The 16,499-nt window shown below is 56.2% G+C and carries 15 protein-coding genes; 7 read left to right on the top strand and 8 right to left on the bottom strand.

Features of this window, described 5'->3' with window-relative positions; translation table 11 throughout:
* A complete protein-coding gene (locus tag FPL19_RS04835) occupies window positions 1–921 on the bottom strand; it encodes a ChaN family lipoprotein (RefSeq protein WP_225314291.1) in 921 nt (306 codons plus the stop codon).
* Window positions 922–1,098: 177 nt separating this feature from the next.
* Here FPL19_RS04835 and dauA point away from each other — a divergent pair, with 177 nt between their 5' ends.
* Together dauA and FPL19_RS04825 are read left to right on the top strand one after the other, a co-directional pair.
* Complete coding sequence (gene dauA / locus FPL19_RS04830; protein WP_150911135.1) at window positions 1,099–2,847, top strand: C4-dicarboxylic acid transporter DauA; 1,749 nt, start codon at window positions 1,099–1,101, stop codon at window positions 2,845–2,847.
* Between the two features lie 8 nt (window positions 2,848–2,855).
* Window positions 2,856–4,802, top strand: a complete 1,947-nt coding sequence (locus FPL19_RS04825; protein ID WP_150911133.1) for a potassium channel family protein — start codon at window positions 2,856–2,858, stop codon at window positions 4,800–4,802.
* Here FPL19_RS04825 and FPL19_RS04820 read toward each other — a convergent pair.
* From FPL19_RS04820 to FPL19_RS17725, 3 genes are read right to left on the bottom strand one after another with little or no spacing between them, the layout of a single operon-like run.
* Window positions 4,799–5,188, bottom strand: a complete 390-nt coding sequence (locus FPL19_RS04820) for a CBS domain-containing protein (RefSeq protein WP_150911131.1) — start codon at window positions 5,186–5,188, stop codon at window positions 4,799–4,801. The genes FPL19_RS04825 and FPL19_RS04820 overlap by 4 nt on opposite strands.
* A gap of 13 nt (window positions 5,189–5,201) precedes the next feature.
* The gene (locus tag FPL19_RS04815) at window positions 5,202–5,552 is read right to left on the bottom strand and encodes a transcriptional regulator (protein ID WP_150911129.1); all 351 of its coding nucleotides are present in this window, start codon (window positions 5,550–5,552) and stop codon (window positions 5,202–5,204) included.
* Window positions 5,549–7,036: a DUF1538 domain-containing protein gene (locus FPL19_RS17725; RefSeq protein WP_150911127.1), complete on the bottom strand. Its 1,488-nt coding sequence runs from the start codon at window positions 7,034–7,036 to the stop codon at window positions 5,549–5,551. Before FPL19_RS17725 ends, FPL19_RS04815 begins: the two co-directional genes overlap by 4 nt.
* A 205-nt stretch (window positions 7,037–7,241) precedes the next feature.
* Between FPL19_RS17725 and FPL19_RS04805 the strand changes: the two genes are divergently transcribed.
* The 5 genes from FPL19_RS04805 to FPL19_RS04785 all read left to right on the top strand — a co-directional run bounded on the left by FPL19_RS04805 (window position 7,242) and on the right by FPL19_RS04785 (window position 11,911).
* Window positions 7,242–8,831, top strand: a complete 1,590-nt coding sequence (locus tag FPL19_RS04805; protein ID WP_150911125.1) for an isocitrate lyase — start codon at window positions 7,242–7,244, stop codon at window positions 8,829–8,831.
* A 372-nt stretch (window positions 8,832–9,203) separates the two neighbouring features.
* Complete coding sequence (locus FPL19_RS04800; RefSeq protein WP_150911123.1) at window positions 9,204–10,304, top strand: hypothetical protein; 1,101 nt, start codon at window positions 9,204–9,206, stop codon at window positions 10,302–10,304.
* Between the two features lie 54 nt (window positions 10,305–10,358).
* Window positions 10,359–10,709, top strand: coding sequence for a hypothetical protein (locus tag FPL19_RS04795; RefSeq protein WP_150911121.1), 351 nt, complete (start codon window positions 10,359–10,361; stop codon window positions 10,707–10,709).
* Between the two features lie 12 nt (window positions 10,710–10,721).
* Complete coding sequence (locus FPL19_RS04790; protein ID WP_150911119.1) at window positions 10,722–11,414, top strand: C39 family peptidase; 693 nt, start codon at window positions 10,722–10,724, stop codon at window positions 11,412–11,414.
* Between the two features lie 5 nt (window positions 11,415–11,419).
* A complete protein-coding gene (locus tag FPL19_RS04785) occupies window positions 11,420–11,911 on the top strand; it encodes a hypothetical protein (protein WP_225314290.1) in 492 nt (163 codons plus the stop codon).
* Between the two features lie 18 nt (window positions 11,912–11,929).
* Here FPL19_RS04785 and FPL19_RS04780 read toward each other — a convergent pair whose 3' ends face one another.
* The 4 genes from FPL19_RS04780 to FPL19_RS04765 all read right to left on the bottom strand — a co-directional run bounded on the left by FPL19_RS04780 (window position 11,930) and on the right by FPL19_RS04765 (window position 16,481).
* Window positions 11,930–13,009 (bottom strand): transporter family protein, encoded by a 1,080-nt coding sequence (locus tag FPL19_RS04780; RefSeq protein WP_150911118.1) that lies wholly within the window; start codon window positions 13,007–13,009, stop codon window positions 11,930–11,932.
* Between the two features lie 13 nt (window positions 13,010–13,022).
* A complete protein-coding gene (locus FPL19_RS04775; protein ID WP_150911116.1) occupies window positions 13,023–14,399 on the bottom strand; it encodes a sigma-54 dependent transcriptional regulator in 1,377 nt (458 codons plus the stop codon).
* Between the two features lie 283 nt (window positions 14,400–14,682).
* Window positions 14,683–15,171, bottom strand: a complete 489-nt coding sequence (locus tag FPL19_RS04770) for an acyl-CoA thioesterase (protein ID WP_150911114.1) — start codon at window positions 15,169–15,171, stop codon at window positions 14,683–14,685.
* 86 nt (window positions 15,172–15,257) lie between these two features.
* Window positions 15,258–16,481, bottom strand: coding sequence for an efflux RND transporter periplasmic adaptor subunit (locus FPL19_RS04765; protein WP_150911112.1), 1,224 nt, complete (start codon window positions 16,479–16,481; stop codon window positions 15,258–15,260).
* Window positions 16,482–16,499 lie beyond the last annotated feature (18 nt).

The raw sequence follows: 16,499 nt of genomic DNA, 5'->3' as shown, positions 1-16,499 counted from the left end.
TCAGTCGCAGGATATTTCCGATGCTTCGCGGAACTGCTTCATCATGGCCTCGCGCTGACGTTCACTGTTCTTGTAGGGCTCGGGCAGTGGCTGCAGGAAATAGAGGAAATCGCCCTTTCCCCGATTGGCCCCCAGTAGGCTCTGGAGGCTATCATCTGCGTCCCAGAGCACCGGGCTGATAACCGCCACTTCCAGATCCGGGCGCTTTTTCTCCAGCACCGCCACCATGCCCAGGCGGTCCTCGGCGTGGAAAGTGCCGGTCAGGTGGATCACCTGATGGCCGGGATTATCAGCCAGCGCTTCGATCACCTGATCTGCCATGGTGTTGTCCCTCAGAAGCTGCGCTTTGTAGCTGTTTTCCAGGCGCTGGCTGTCCCTCGACTGATCATCACTGATGCCGTGGCCGTGTCCCATAATCCGGAAGAACTTGTCGCGATAGGCCGGGGTATCTACAAACGGTTCGTCCGGCAGCCGCGCCCGCTGAGCGGGCTCGAGTTGATCAAGCCAGGCTTCGCCCCGGCGGCCGACACAGCGCACAACATCCGCCGGTGCGTTGGCGGCCACCACCGGAATATTCCGATTTTTAGAGAACTCCACAAGAGGCCTGTAAGAGGCCTTGTAGTTCGACCAGGCATCGGTGTCGGCAATCAGTTCTTCCTCACCGGTCTGCCCGCCGAGGTAACGATCAAGTTCACGCTGGTCTTCCAGGGTGAATTGTTCCATCGTCAGCACCTGCTGCGGACGTTGCTGATAAAGTGCCGAACGTACCAGCGACTGCAACAGATGGGCGCCATGGTGGCCGTGGTATTCACCGATAACCACCACATCGGCGGTTGCCAGCGCGTTGGCAAGCCCGTTGACAGAGAGCAGGCTGCCGTCGCTGTCGGTAATGATAGAATCGTACTGCGATTGTGGTGGCACAATGCCTGAGCCCTGGTCTGGACCTGAACCCCCAGCAGACAGCGATGTGCATCCTGAAATGGCGAGGATAGTCAGTGCGACGAGTGTGCGGTATCGATCAGTCATAATCGCTTATACGATCACGAAACCGGGTTGGCTGTCAGCCTTTTGCTTACGGACTTATTTCAGGAATTACTGATGCCCCATCGCGCCCATCTGTTCTCGCTTCGCCTGGCCCACGCCTTCCGTGAGGCCTGCATTGACGAGCGATACACCACCGCGCGCCTTGGTCGTGACGTGATGGCGGGGATCACGGTTGGTATTATCGCTATCCCGCTGGCCATGGCCCTGGCGATTGCCAGTGGCGTACCGCCGCAGTACGGCCTCTATTCCGCGTTTATCGCCGGGTTTGTGATCGCATTGACCGGAGGAAGCCGGTTCAGTGTTTCAGGCCCCACGGCCGCTTTTGTGGTGATTCTCTACCCCGTTGCCCAGACTTATGGGCTCGGTGGTCTGCTGCTGGCCTCGCTGATGTCTGGCGTCCTGCTGATCATAATGGCGTTGATGCGCCTCGGCCGGTTCATTGAATACATTCCCGAAGCGGTCACCCTTGGGTTCACCGGGGGCATTGCCGTGGTGATTGCTACTTTGCAGGTCAAGGACTTCTTCGGTCTGGAGATCGTGCAGATGCCGGAGCACTACTGGGACAAGCTGGCTGTGGTTGGCCAGGCGATCCCGGAGCTGGACGCCATGGCGACCTTGGTCGCTGTCCTTACGCTGTCCGTTATGTTGTTATGGCCGCGCCTGAGGACGCCGGTACCGCCCCATCTTCCGGCGGTGGTGATTGGCAGTCTCCTGGCTCTGGTTATGAATAATAATGGCGCGGCCATAGAAACCATTGGCTCCCGTTTCAGTTATCTGATGCAGGATGGCTCCCTGGCTGGCGGCATTCCGCCTTTTCTGCCGGACTTTGCCTGGCCGTGGACTCGGCCGGGCGCCTCCGGTGAAATCCTCGGGGTTAGCTGGTCCACGGTACAGGAACTGCTGCCGGCGGCATTTGCCATCGCCATGTTGGGGGCGATTGAATCCTTGCTTTGCGCGGTGGTTCTGGATGGCATGACCGGCAAGCGCCATAGCGCCAACAGTGAATTGTTGGGGCAGGGTATTGGCAATGTCATCGCGCCCTTCTTCGGCGGTATTACCGCGACGGCTGCTATTGCACGCTCGGCAGCCAATTACCGTGCTGGTGCCGAATCGCCGGTTTCTGCCATGGTGCATGCCCTGGTTGTCCTGCTGGCACTGGTGTCACTGGCGCCCTTGCTGGCTTATCTGCCGATGGCGGCCATGGCGGCTTTGCTGATTATGGTGGCGTGGAATATGAGTGAGGCGCCGAAAGCACTCCACCTGCTGAAAACTGCGCCCCGTAGCGATATGCTGGTGTTTATTACCTGCTTTTCGCTGACCGTGCTGCTGGATATGGTGATTGCAATCACCACGGGCATCCTGCTGGCGGCCGTGCTATTCACACGGGAAATGGCCCGGATGACCCGCGTCACGGATATTACCGGTGGCAAACGGGTGGCGGGATCCCCTCTTCCGGACGGATGGCAGGTGTTCAAGATCAACGGTCCCCTTTTTTTCGCCGCTGCCGACCGTATTTTTGGCGAACTGGCTCAGCTGTCGGCCAGTGCCCGTGGTTTCATTCTCTACATGGACGGGGTGACGATTCTGGACGCCGGTGGGTTGTCTGCCCTGAACAAGCTGATTGATACCTGTCGGCAAGACGGTACACAGGTCGTCATCGCAGACCTGCAGTTTCAGCCCCTCCGCACCCTGGCCCGGGCGGGTGTGACACCGGAGGAGGGCGTCGTCCGATTTTATCCGACTCTGGACGAGGCCCTCAGCGGGGAGAGCTCTTCTCGCGACGTTTTTCAATCAAGATGTTAAGGAAGATCATGTTGCCATTCCGTTTCGTCGACCGCGTCAAATTCATCGTAGAGCGCCAGTTGGTCAAAGGCGCGGGCTTTCAGCTACTTGTGGTTGGCGTTTTTATTGGAATGATATCGCTGATTGGTGGCCTGTTGGTGATCCCTTTTGGCGGGCCCCATGAGGATGTCGGTGACGCTATATGGTGGGCATTCCTGCGGCTGACGGATCCCGGTTACCTGGGGGATGACGTCGGCAATTGGCAGCGGCTGGTGTCCACGGTTCTGACCATCAGCGGCTACGTTGTATTCATGGGTACCCTGGTCGCCATCCTGACCCGCTGGCTGATTGCCAAGATGACCGACCTGGAGCGAGGGTTGACGCCGGTTACGCTCCGCAATCACATTGTGGTGCTGGGCTGGACCAGCCAGACCCTGCCTTTGCTGGTAGAGCTGCTTGGCTCCTCCGGTCGCATGCGGCGGTTTCTGGAAAAGCACGACACCAGCCGTTTGCGATTGGTAGTGCTTTCGGAGACAGCATCGGCAGCGCAGGTGCATGAGTTGCGAAGCGAGCCCGGCATTGGCCGGAAGGCACGCCAGATCATTTTGCGGTCTGGCTCGGCCATACAGCCGGATTCGCTGCAGCGGGTGGCCTGTCTGGATGCATCGGCGGTGATCGTGCCCAGCGCGGCGCACCAGGCCGGGAGCCTGGTAACCTCAGACGTGGAAACGGTAAAAGCGCTTTTGTCGATTGCCTCCCAGGCGCGACAGTTGAATGCACCCCTGCCTTTCGTGGTTGCCGAGATCCAGGACGTGCGCAAACACCCGGTGATTGAGAGGGCCTACCCCGGCGAAGTGGAAGTGGTTGCCGGTGATGCCACCATCAGCAGATTGATGGTGCAGAATATCCTGCATCCGGGGCTGTCGGAGATTTTCAATGAATTGCTGACCGCTGGCGATGGCAGTGAAATTTACATCCGCGGCGGTGAATCTCTGGCCGGGCTGACTCTGGGTGAGCTCGCCTCCCAGCGGCCAAAAGTCATTGTTCTGGGTATCCTGAAGCAGGCCGGCAAAGGCTGGAATGTTCAGATGCCTGCTGCGTCGGATACCCGGATTGAGGCGGGAGACCGGGTTGTCATTCTGGCGCGTGATTACTCTGAAACAGAGGCTGACCCGAAGGCGCCGGCACTGAACCTTATCAGTCGTCGGCAACCTGCCAGCCAGGCTGCCCGGACGTCGGAAAAGGTTCATCGGGTGCTGGTGCTGGGCTGGAACCGCCGCGTTCCCAGCCTGATTGACGAGTTCTCGAGCTACAGTCAGAGGCGGTTCGAGGTAGACGTTGTTTCGGTGGTGCCCGCCCGTGAACGCCAGCAGGAGATAGACCGTTACCTGACAGAGCCTGGCAGGGTGGTTTGTCGCCATGTAGAAGCGGATTACATGGTAGAAGGGGAGCTGCGCCGGGTCGGCCCGCTAAACTATGACTCTATCCTGCTGTTGAGCAGCGACCGGTTGGCCTCGGGTGAGGAAGCCGATGCCAGGGCAATGGTGGGCTATCTCCAGCTTGAGGATCTGCTGAGTGAGGGCGGTAACCGTCCTCAGTTGCTGATGGAACTGAGCGACCCTGACAACCGCGACCTGCTCACCGGCCATCAGAGCGAAATGATGATCAGCCCGATGATCGTCAGTCATGTGCTGGCCCAGGTGGCACTGCGGCGGGAGCTGCGCATCGTGCTGGACGAGCTGTTTACCGTGGGCGGCGCCGAGATCCAGTTCCGGGACCCGCAGGATTACCCGTTACCGGCAAGCGCAGACTTCGAGGTGCTGGAAAAGGTGCTGGCGGACCGTGGTGAAGTGGCGCTGGGAGTCTGGCGTGATCAGGCCAATGCACAGGGTCGTCACGCGACTCTGAATCCTCCCCGGGATGAATATCTGGACCTGGGCCAGGCCGACAGGCTGATCGTGCTCTGTCGAGCTTAGTCGATGGTGTCCAGCAAGGCGGACATAATGTCGTCCATCACCACGAAGCCCACCAGGTCATTGTCTCTCAGCACCAGCAGTCGCTTTACCCTGTGCTGGCTCATCAGACTGGCGGCGTAGCGGATGCCCAGGTGTTCGCCTACGCTGATGACCGGTTTTGCACAGGCGTCATAGACATTCAGCAAATCAATGTCGCCGTCTTCCGCAACGACTGCCTTAACAATGTTGGTGTAAGTGATCAGGCCATAGGCATCGTGGTCGTTCTGTTTATCCACCACCAATGACTTCACGTTGTGCTTTTTCATCAGCGAAAGGGCGTCCCTCAGACTGGCAAAAGCCGATACATTGATGGTTTCCCTGATCATCACATCTTTGACAAGTTTCATTCCGACTCCCCTCTTAAAGTGAGTCTTTCAGGTGTTGTTCGAATTTTTCAACCTGGGACAGATCAATGCCGCCCAGATGTTCCAGGGGTAGGGTAAAAACCAGCCCCTGGGAGTCATTCTTTGTCGGCATCAGTATGCGCTGGATGGCCTTCAGGATATCCAGCGATAGCCCTTTTTCCAGCACCATTAGAAGCACGCTCTGGCTGCCGTCATAGGTCAGGCCGAAGAAGGTTTTCTTGGCGGTATTGCTGATTCCGCGTCCGGCCATGACAGTGATGCCCCCGGCGCCAAGGTCCCTGGCGGCATCAATGCACTCCTGTTCCTGATCTTCCGGTACGATAGCGACGAGTACGGAGAATTTCATTTGGCTGTTTTCCTTCCTGCAGCAAGGTGTTCGATAACAATGGCATAGGCCATCACCGTTATGATGGGAAAGATTGAGGCGAAGGCAATCAGCCCGAAGCCGTCAATCAGCACACTGCGCCCCGCGACGCTGCCAGCGAGCCCGATACCGAGCGCCGTGACCAGGGGTACCGTCACTTCGGACGTGGTCACTCCGCCGAGATCGTAAGCCAGGGCCACAATATAGCGTGGCGCAACGGTGGTCAGAAGGATCACCACCAGGTAACCCCCCATGATGTAGTAATGGATAGAGTCGCCAACGATGATCCGGTGCACACCGACGGTAATTCCGATGGCAACGCCAAGCGCCACCAGCAGGCGAATGGCATTGCCGTTCAGAGTACCGGCAGCGGCTTCCTCGGCCTGCTGGCCAATCGCGATCAGCGCCGGTTCAGCCATGGTCGTGGCGAAGCCGATGCAGAATGCAAACAGGTAAACGAACAGGTAGCCGTCAAGGGTCATCAGCTGTTCCGCCATGCTGGTGCCGATGGGAAACAGGCCCATTTTCAGGCCCACCACAAAAGCGTAAAGCCCCAGAATGACCAGGGCGAAACCGAACAGAACCTTGCGGGGGTTGCTCAGCCCCCGCCGCAATACGAGGTACTGAAAAACGAGAATAGTCAGAATGATGGGCAATACATCCCGAATCATTTCCGCCAGTTCCAGCAGGATTGTCAGGGGGCCGGTGGCTGCCGTCTCACCAGGGTTCCTGTCGTTGACCAGCTCGCCACCAGTCTGTTCTCCGGAATAAACCACAATGCCATACAGCTGCACGGTAATCATGGGCACCATCACCGCCAGGGCCACCAGCCCGAAGCCATCGGTGAGAGGATTCCTGCCGCGGATAGAGACAGCCAGGCCGATGCCCAGCGCGGCGACCAGCGGCACGGTGACCACATTGGTGGTGACGCCACCGGAATCATAGGCAAGGCCAACGATTTCTTCAGGGGCAAACCAGGTAACGATGACGACGGTGATGTAGCCCGCAATCATGAACCAGTGCAGCGGGAAGCCCATAATCGTTCTGAATACCCCCAGCGCAACCACCGTACCAACGGAAGTCGCGACCAGAAGTCGTAGCGTCAGGGCATCAATTCGGCCACCACTGATTTCCTGAGCCTGCTGCGCCACCGCGATCAGCGCCGGTTCCGCAACCACGGCGGAAAAGCCGATGGCGAATCCGAAAGACAATAGAATCGGCAATGAGCCCCGACGGGCAAACTGGTTCGAAAGACTCTTGCCGACCGGGAAAATGCTCAGTTCCAGACCTTGAAGAAAAAGCGCGACGCCAACGGCAACGATCAGCAGGCCAAAGGCCATGCTCAGGCTGTTCTCCGGTACTTGTTGCAGAACCAAAAGCTGAAAGAATGTCACCACCAGAATGATGGGAAAAAGATTTTTCAGGGCATGGAGAAAGGAGCGGCCGAACGCTTCCAGATAAAACACAGGTGCTTGCTACCTTCTGCTTTTATCATTCATAAGAAAAATGCCGAATATAGATAATATAAATTTCAATTATGAAAATAAACGCTCTAAAGTAGTCGCCAACGTCAGCAGACTGGTCGTTTTTCGATCACCTGCTGATGCTCCGAAGTCGCTTTTAGAGCAGAATTCAAAGAGCACCTCAAACCTTAGAAGACAGGACTGAGATATGCCATACGCAAAAGACGTTGACGCCATTGCTTCCATTCTGAAGCAGAACCCTACCTGGAACGCCATCAAGCCTGAGCACGCGGCTCGTATGCGCGCCCAGAACAAATTCAAGACCGGTCTTGATATCGCCAAGTACACCGCCAAGATCATGCGCGAAGACATGGCGAACTACGATAATGACACGTCCAAGTACACCCAGTCTCTGGGTTGCTGGCATGGCTTCATTGGACAGCAGAAAATGCTGTCCATCAAGAAGCACTTCGGTACTACCAAGCGTAGCTACCTGTACCTGTCTGGCTGGATGGTTGCGGCTCTGCGTTCTGAGTTCGGCCCGCTGCCTGACCAGTCCATGCACGAGAAAACTGCTGTTTCCGGCCTGATCAAAGAACTTTATACCTTCCTGCGTCAGGCAGACGCGTGGGAACTGAACCACCTGTTCCGCGCTCTGGAAGAAGCCCAGAAAGCCGGCGACAACGCCAAGGCTGACGAGCTGGTCAAGCAGATCGACAACCACGAAACTCACGTTGTACCGATCATCGCCGACATCGACGCTGGTTTTGGTAACGCAGAAGCGACTTACCTGCTGGCCAAGCAGATGATCGAAGCGGGTGCCTGCTGTATTCAGCTGGAAAACCAGGTATCTGACGAGAAGCAGTGTGGCCACCAGGACGGCAAAGTAACCGTTCCCCACGCGGACTTCCTGTCCAAGATCAACGCTGTTCGTCTGGCGTTCCTCGAGCTGGGTATTGATGACGGTGTTATCGTTGCCCGTACTGACTCACTGGGCGCAGGCCTTACCCAGAAGATCGCCGTGACCAACGAGCCTGGCGACCTGGGCGACCAGTACAACAGCTTTATCGACGGTGAAGTGATTGAGAAAGCAGAAGACATCAACAACGGCGACGTTGTGATCAAGCAGAAAGGCCAGCTGGTTCGTCCGAAGCGTCTCGCTTCTGGCCTGTTCCAGTTCAAGCCTGGTACTGGCGAAGATCGTGTTGTTCTGGACTGTATCACAAGCCTGCAGAATGGTGCTGACCTGCTGTGGATCGAGACCGAGAAGCCCCACGTAGGCCAGATCGCAGCCATGGTTAACCGCATCAAGGAAGTGGTGCCGGACGCCAAGCTTGTGTACAACAACAGTCCGTCGTTCAACTGGACCCTGAACTTCCGTCAGCAGGTATTCGATGCCTGGAAGGAAGAAGGCAAGGACGTTTCCGCTTACGAGCGTGCCGACCTGATGAACGCCAAGTACGACGACACTGACCTTGGCAAGCTGGCAGACGAGTGGACAGCCAACTTCCAGCGCGATGGCGCTCGTGAAGCGGGTATCTTCCACCACCTGATCACTCTGCCCACTTACCACACGGCGGCCCTGTCCACCGACAACCTGGCTAAGGGCTACTTCGGCGACGAAGGCATGCTGGCTTACGTTGCGGGTGTTCAGCGCAAGGAAATCCGTCAGGGCATCGCAACTGTGAAGCACCAGGATATGGCCGGGTCCAACATCGGCGATGACCACAAAGAGTTCTTCGCAGGTGATGCGGCTCTGAAGGCCGGCGGTAAAGACAACACTATGAACCAGTTCTAAACAACGGTTCCGTTGTCATTGAAGCGGGCTGATAGGCCCGCCTCAGATTCCAAAACCCTGCCTTTGTGCGGGGTTTTGTTTTTTTACATCGGCATTTTTTTCAACTTTCTGAAATCATGAAATAAAGTTCCTTTCATGGCTGTTTTTCCGCGTGTTCTGTTTCATTCCTGAAACAGTGTCAGCGGTGCCAGGGCCGGTTGGTTATCCATCGAATAAAAAAAATTCATTAAAAACATGAACCTGACTCCATTTTCTCAATTTTGGCACGGTAATCGCTCCTTTGTTCTGGCGGGTCTGAACCTTGGCTTACCCAAGGGCTATCGGGTTGGGTCGGATCCCTTAAAAGCCAATAACTTCAAAGGAAATGACATCATGAACACAAAAAAAACACTGCTAGCAGCTGCCATCGCAATGGCAATGGGCGTTTCCGGTTTTGCCTATGCGGACCAGGGTGGAGATGGAGATCCGAATACCAATGCGGACAACACCTCAACCGCCAACAACGACCAATCCGGCAACACTGACTCCGGAAACGACAACTCCACTGACAGCTCTGACAACAGCACTGACGTGGCTGATTCGTTCAAGATCGCGGACAGTGGCAATGACAACTCTACGGATAGCTCCGATAACTCAACGAATGTTGCGGACAGTGCGAACAACAATTCCGACAACAGCACCGACGTCGCTGATTCGTTCAAGATTGCGGACAGTGGGAACGATATGTCGGACAACTCGGACAATTCTGATAATTCAGACAACTCCGATAACAGCACCAATGTGAGCGATGCCTTCAAGATCGCCGACGCTGGCAATGACATGTCGGATAACTCGGACAATTCCGATAACAGTGATAATTCGGATAACTCTGACAACTCCGATAACAGCACCAGTGTGAACGACTCGTTCAAGATTGCCGACAGCGGCAATGACAACTCCGACAACTCCACGAATGTTGCTGACAGCGGCAACACCGCCGTGGCCGATAGCGGAAATGATAACTCCGACAACTCCACGAATGTGGCGGACAGTGGGAATGACAGTTCCGATAATTCCACGAACGTCGCGGATAGCGGGAACGATAATTCCGACAACTCCACGAATGTAGCGGACAGCGGAAATACCACCGTCTCTGATAGTGGCAATGACAGCTCCGACAACTCAACCAACATTGCCGATAGCGGGAATACCACTATCTCCGACAGCGGAAACGACAGCTCCGATAACTCATTGGCTCTGGATCTGGACGTGTTCCTGAACAACGCTGATCTGGACGGCAGTGTATCCGGCTCTTCAACTACCTACGGCGATGCCAATGGCAGAGCGTCCTACACCGATGCCCGGAACCGCAACGAAATCTCTGGCGGTTCAGCGAACTTCACCGGTGTTGGCGCTTTTGCCCAGAATGCAGGCAATGGCAACGTTACACAGGCGAACGTCAGTGTAATGTCCAACCTGTCCACCGGCCAGTAAGGAATCCGGGCCGCATCTAAAAGGATGCGGCCCGGTTATTCCGGGAGAACTGCCATGGGTTACGTCATCAGAAGGAAACTGAAGGCTGCCTTGCTGGCGTTATTGTTCGCGGCAGCGGGATTTGTTTCAGCCGAGGAGTGGCTGGATGTCGCACCGATGTCGGCGGATCAGCTGGCGGACTCAAGCGGTCGCCAGGGGGTTCCGCTGCAGCTGCAGATTAACAATAACCAGCAAAACGCGAATGTGTCCGATAACCTGCTGTCGGGTAACGTTGTCACGGGTGATAACAGCATTTCCGACAACGCCTTCGGAAACATGAGCGGGATTGCCACGGTTATCCAGAATACCGGTAACCAGGTTGTCATTCAGGACAGTACCCAGATCAACATACTGATTAATCACTGACGGAGGTGGGCCATGACCAGGAAGGTTCTTGTCGCGGTTTGCGCGAGTGCCGGGCTGCTATGGTCCACCGCATTTGCCGGCTCGGTCATGGTGCCGGGTATTGGTGGTGATTTCCGGCTTACGGTGAACAGTTTCGAAAGCCGGCGATTCGACAGTGTCCTGCGACAGCAGTATGACTTCAGCTGTGGCTCCGCTGCGGTCGCCTCGTTATTGAGCTTTCATTACGAGGATCAGGTCAGCGAGCATGATGTTTTCGTTGAAATGCTGGCGTTGGCAGATGAGGACAAGGTGCGCCGGCATGGGTTCTCAATGCTCGATATGAAACGCTACCTGGCATCCAGAGGTTACGAGGCCGATGGATTCCGTTTGCCCCTGGTCGGGCTCAGGGAGAAGGTTCGCCTGCCGATGATTGTGTTGCTGAACATTGAGGGGTTCCGTCATTTCGTGCTGATCAAAGGCATCAGTGAAAACGAGGTGTTGATAGGAGACCCCGCCCGGGGTCTGAAAATCTATTCTCACTCAGAATTCAGCGAGTACTGGGATGGCACCGCCTTCGTTATTCGCAATCATCTTGACCGGGGGCGCGATCACTTTCTCGATGATGGCCGTTGGCCCCAGGTGGCCCGGGCGCCATTGCAGAAAGGCCTCGGGGGGCCATCCCTCGGACACACGCTGCCATACTGGCCCTCCACGAGGGAATGGTGATGATCATGAAGGGCAGGATGCCTGTGGTCGCATTGCTGGCTATAGCCTGCGCGACCTTATCGACGGTTGCACGGGCCGAACTGAATCCCGGAGTCGACCCGATCAGTGACGGAGAGCTTTCAGAGTACCGGGGCGGCTTCCTGACGGATAATCTGGAGATCAGTATTGGTCTGGAGCAGATCGTCGGTATTAACGGTGACACCCTGGTGATCAATCGATTGACCATCCCCAACCTGAACCAGCCCAGCAATAACCATTTGCTGGACCACCAGATGGAAACCGTACTGGAGGTGATCAGCGCGAGCCGCAGCGGCGAGGCGCGGATAGCCAGTAGCATGGCGGGCCCAAGCGGCTGGATGACGGTAGTTCAGAACAGCCTTGATGGCACTGTGATACAGAATATGCATCAGCTGAATATCGAACTGAACAATCTGGGAATCGGGAATCAGCTCCCGGCCCGGTTCAGTGATCAATTGATCCAGTTGCTTGGCCGCTGAGAAATTCTCGATTCCTCCCTAGGGATTGATCGGAAGCTTGAGAGTAATCTCGCTGTTGGGCGCGTTTTCAGTAACGCCAATGCTTACCGTCAGGCTCAGGGATGTGGACTGCGTCAGGCGCTGGGACAACCCGAATGACAGCGATCCGATCTGAATTCGGTCGAAATTGGATTCAAAAAGATCAATGTTCCTCTCGAACGTGGTTTTCCGGATAACGGAGTGATCATAGCCCAGGCTGAACGAAGTGCGTTCGTTAAAGGCGAACCCCATCCCGAAGCCAAAACGTACGATATCGCCGGGGTCGACCGTGCCTCCGTTTTCAAAGCCTTGCTCCTCTTTGAGGGTCCAGACATAACTCAGGTTGCCGAACAGCACGGCCGGGTCTGTCGGATAGATAAATGAGAGTCCGGGTTCGAAGGCCCAGAAACCCGAGCCGGTCGGCCGACTTTCCAGTTCGATGCCAATCGGATTGCCCTGATTATCCTCGATGACCCTCTGGTCTACGTCGTAGGGGCCCTCTCCGGTTGGCGCTCTCACCCGCAGCCCGCCAATGACGTAGGGCCAGCCCGCCAAGCCATCGGTTAACTGGTAGCGAGCGGAAATCTCGACATCGCCAAGACCCTCGCCAGAGGATTCACGAAGTGTGTCCACCGGTGTGCCCTGGAACACCTCACGCTCTCTTAGATCCTCGTTGATGCTCAGGTAGGGCACGCGGATCGCCGCTTCGAATTTGCTCGTAAATCCGTATTTCAGTGACATGGCACCAACGAAAATATCTCGCTGTATCTCCGAAATGTTGATCAGTCCGATCAGCAGGGCAGGGATAACCGTGTAACCCTCAATGGCCACTGCCGTTGAGTTGCTGTGGGCGTGGGAAAAAGATGGCTCGATAGAAAACCGGCCTGGCCGGGTAACGATGCCCCGGTCGGCGGTGATGGAGGCAATGTCTGTTGCGGGGTCGTGGTCTTGTTTAGGGGCACTTATCGCTGTACTGCGATCCGTTGAGATAGTGTCCTTGTCCGCCTGTGCGGCTTCAGTTAGTCCCGGAGTTATTGCTACCGCTAATAGCGAAACGAAGCTGAGCATTTTTGTCGACATGGGTAAATCTCCATTAATCACTCTTCAAAGGCCGAACCGACATTCTGTGGATGACCTGATGCCTTTCCATCAGTCGGTAAAACGAGACCCTCGAGATGTTAAGCAGTCGTGCTGCGGCAGAAATATTATTGTTCGCCAGCGCCAGACTTACCGAGATCGCCTGGCGATCTGCCTGGGAGCGAAAGGCGCTCAGGGATAGCTCCTCTTCCCGGCTGTGGTTGTTGACGGGAGCCAGCCCAAACCCCATGTCAACCGGTTCAATGAGCGGACCCTGCCCTAGCACAATCGCCTGACGCAGCCGGTTTTGAAGCTCTCTGAGGTTCCCCGGCCACGGGTGCTTGGCAAGGTAGATTATGGTTGTGTCCGCGAGCCGTTTTGGTCCGATGGAAGGTGCAGCTGCCGCAAGGATCCGGTTTGCCAGCAGAGGAATATCTTCCTTTCGGTCACGCAGAGGAGGCAGGAGTACATGCAAACTTCCGAGGCGGTAAAAAACATCACTGCGAAAATTGCCAGACGCGACTAATTGGTCAAGAGGGGTCGTGCTGGTTGCGATTACCCGTACATCCACCTTAATGGGATGACTACCACCGATACGCTCGAGCTGGCCTTCCTGAAGGAAACGTAGAATGGCCGATTGTTGTTCTGATATGAGTTCATCAACACCGACGAGTAAAAGAGTGCCACCGTCGGCGGTTTCAATTCTTCCCTTTTGTGAACGCATGGCATGGGTAAACGCGCCCTTTTCATGTCCGAACAGTTCATTCTGGGTGAGGGAAAGGGGTAGGGCTGCGCAGTTGACCACAACCAGCGGTTTGCGCTTGCGAGAAGAGTGGTTGTGAATGAATGTTGCGGCCGCTTCCTTGCCGGTGCCACTTTCACCGTAGATCAGAACGGGTTCCTCGGTGTGTGCAAACCGGCCAAGCAGCTCTCTTGTCTGCGTGACAGCAGAGGATTCGCCCTCCAGGGCAAATTCCTGATAGCTCGCTGGTTTGTTGTGGAAAGCCCGAGCCTGGAGTTCCGACATGCCCCATAGATGGCCAAGTGCTGCTTGCAGCCGGTCGGGCTGAATCGGAAAGGTATGATAATCCCCGCAATAGCGGTTGATGAGTCTGCACACCTCGGGGTCTTCAATCTGTTCGGGCTCAAGAATGGCTACCCAGTGTTCAACTTGAAGTGCTTCCAGCCAGCCCTGCGCCAGCGTTAGCTGGGACCTGGAAATGTCGCTGAGGGCAAGCACACCAACTCGCGCACTGCAGCCGGAGATGCCGCCCGGAAGACGCTGAGCCGAAATAGCAACAGAAATCACCTGCCATCCGGGCAGTAAAATATCTCGCGTTGCTGAACCGGAATAGTCCGCCGACAACCAAACGAGCGGTCGTTTTTCCTCCATGGTGACTCTCCTTGAGTTCGTGTCGGAAAACGTACTGCTTGGTTTTCAGTAAATTCTGGTAAGGCTGGAACGTCTGGATCCAGTCATGTCCCTGTCACTGCAAAGACGAGTGAACAGGTGGAGCGTTCTCGGAAATTATTCATGTTGCGTGCCAATTCAGGCACTTTGAGTCATTTCAGGCGGTTAGAGCTAAGGGGCGTCTGTCACAGGTCTTTGCATGTAAAGGCTGCCGACACAAGACATAGATTGTAGAGGGGTGTGACTGTTTGAGGGCGCTTTCTGGTCAACGTCCGTTCAGTTTTTTGCGGGTTTCCAGTCGCCCCTCCCGGCGGATTTCCGCATTTTCGAATCGCCGTTTCTGATCTTCAGTTTCCGGTTCCACAGCTGGTACATCAACAGGTTTGTCGTCCTCGTCCAGCGCCACGAAGGTAAAGAATGCGGAGAGAATGTGGCGGCTATCGCCGGTGTAGCTGTTTTCGGCCTCAACACGGGCGCCGATTTCCATGGATGATCCCCAGCTCCGGTTCAGTGAGAGACTGAAGAGCAGGGTATCGTTACCTTTAGCGGGTGCCCGAAAATGGATGGAGTCCACTGCCGCTGTCACGCAGACGCAGCCGGAATGACGTTCTGCCACGACCAGCGCCAGGCGGTCGCATTTTGACATGATCATCCCGCCAAATACCGTCTGATGGGAGTTCATGTCGTTTGGAAATACTTTGTAGACGTGTCCCTCAATGGCAGATGCACTTACCGGGCGCTTGCGTGCGGTCATTCTGGCTTCCTTTCGTCATGTCGTGAGGTTTGCGAGCTAGAGCATCGCTTTTCGCCGAGAGTCCAAGCTTACCAGACCTGGCCGGTTTATCTGACCTGGATTCGATCACCATCCTCCAGCTCACGGCTGGGATGACGTACGACTTTATCACCTTCGTCGAGGCCATCCAGGATGACGGTGCTCAGGCCATTGCTCCTGCCCGTTTCTACGGGTGTAACGTGTGCCGTGTCGTCTTCGATTACGAAAACAAACGACGCACCATCTGTCACGAACAACGATGAGGCGGGAATCTGCAGGCTGTCTTCAGATGACCAGAGAATGAACTCGGCATCGACCGCATATCCATCGCCCAGGTTGGCCCAGTCGGCTCTTGGGCTGGTCAGGTCCAGAATGACCTGTACCCTCTGTTCTTTCACGCCAAGGGCCGAAATGTCTTCGAAACCCACCGGTTCGATTCGACGAACCACCGCATTCAACGGGCTTCCGCCCCACCCGTGGAGTCTGGCCAGTGTGCCCGGTGTCAGCCTGACTGCGTCGGAACTCAATACATCCACGACCACTTCCAGGGCGCCGGCATCGCCAAGCTCCAGTATGGCTTCCCCGGCCTGTATAATGCCCTCGCTCTTACGCATGATGCCCAGCACTGCGCCGTTGACCGGAGAGCGCAGGGCGACCTGTTCGGCAGGTTTCTCGCCGGCTGCCCGTGCCGCCGAGACTTCCAGATGCGTGCGGGCCCCGGCCAGCTCATGAGAGGCTACTTCCTCTTCAAACACCGCCGAACGAAGTATCGCTCTGGCGCGAGTCAGGGCCGTTTTGATTTCGTCCAGCCGTTCTCTGGAAACAAACTGTGAGCTCTCCAGGCTTTGAAGCCTCTGATATTCGCTGTTTGCGAATTCGGCATCGGCACGGGCGGCGCTGACCTTTTGGCGGGCCGAATTGAGTGCTGACTGGACGGCGGCCACCCGGGCCTGGGCTTCGGCGCGGCTGCGGGCATCAAGCATTTCGGACGGCATAGGGTTCACGTGGGTCAATAACTCGCCGGGAATTACCTCGTCTCCTACCTGAAATTCCAGCCGATGCAGGAAACCGGTGACGGGAGAGGAAACGACGAATCGGTCTTTCACCCGTGTCGTGCCCTGCTCAGCAATCGTGACCTCGATAGGGCCGCGCCTGGCCTCTGCCACATCGACCCAGACCGGTTCAGGCCGCAGCACGCCGATCATCAGGGCGATCGCCAGAACACCGAACAGCAACCAGAACAGCCACTTGCCCATTGACCGTTTGCCGGCTGACACTTTGCTTGGTGACATATGCAGGGTCTCCTCAGG

This window comes from Marinobacter halotolerans, assembly GCF_008795985.1.
GTDB classification, from domain to species: domain Bacteria; phylum Pseudomonadota; class Gammaproteobacteria; order Pseudomonadales; family Oleiphilaceae; genus Marinobacter; species Marinobacter halotolerans.
The sequence above is the reverse complement of the archived record's forward strand: the minus strand, read 5'-3'. Positions and strand labels throughout refer to the sequence as shown.

Excerpts from the sequence above, each read along its gene's own strand:
- FPL19_RS04785 (WP_225314290.1), top strand. The coding sequence starts at position 11,420 with ATGAAGGGCAGGATGCCTGTGGTCGCATTGCTGGCTATAGCCTGCGCG.
- FPL19_RS04795 (WP_150911121.1), top strand. The coding sequence starts at position 10,359 with ATGGGTTACGTCATCAGAAGGAAACTGAAGGCTGCCTTGCTGGCGTTA.
- FPL19_RS04825 (WP_150911133.1), top strand. The coding sequence starts at position 2,856 with ATGTTGCCATTCCGTTTCGTCGACCGCGTCAAATTCATCGTAGAGCGC.
- FPL19_RS04790 (WP_150911119.1), top strand. The coding sequence starts at position 10,722 with ATGACCAGGAAGGTTCTTGTCGCGGTTTGCGCGAGTGCCGGGCTGCTA.
- FPL19_RS04780 (WP_150911118.1), bottom strand. The coding sequence starts at position 13,009 with ATGTCGACAAAAATGCTCAGCTTCGTTTCGCTATTAGCGGTAGCAATA.
- FPL19_RS04775 (WP_150911116.1), bottom strand. The coding sequence starts at position 14,399 with ATGGAGGAAAAACGACCGCTCGTTTGGTTGTCGGCGGACTATTCCGGT.
- FPL19_RS04815 (WP_150911129.1), bottom strand. The coding sequence starts at position 5,552 with ATGAAATTCTCCGTACTCGTCGCTATCGTACCGGAAGATCAGGAACAG.
- FPL19_RS04800 (WP_150911123.1), top strand. The coding sequence starts at position 9,204 with ATGAACACAAAAAAAACACTGCTAGCAGCTGCCATCGCAATGGCAATG.
- FPL19_RS04820 (WP_150911131.1), bottom strand. The coding sequence starts at position 5,188 with ATGAAACTTGTCAAAGATGTGATGATCAGGGAAACCATCAATGTATCG.
- FPL19_RS04765 (WP_150911112.1), bottom strand. The coding sequence starts at position 16,481 with ATGTCACCAAGCAAAGTGTCAGCCGGCAAACGGTCAATGGGCAAGTGG.
- dauA (WP_150911135.1), top strand. The coding sequence starts at position 1,099 with ATGCCCCATCGCGCCCATCTGTTCTCGCTTCGCCTGGCCCACGCCTTC.
- FPL19_RS04770 (WP_150911114.1), bottom strand. The coding sequence starts at position 15,171 with ATGACCGCACGCAAGCGCCCGGTAAGTGCATCTGCCATTGAGGGACAC.
- FPL19_RS04805 (WP_150911125.1), top strand. The coding sequence starts at position 7,242 with ATGCCATACGCAAAAGACGTTGACGCCATTGCTTCCATTCTGAAGCAG.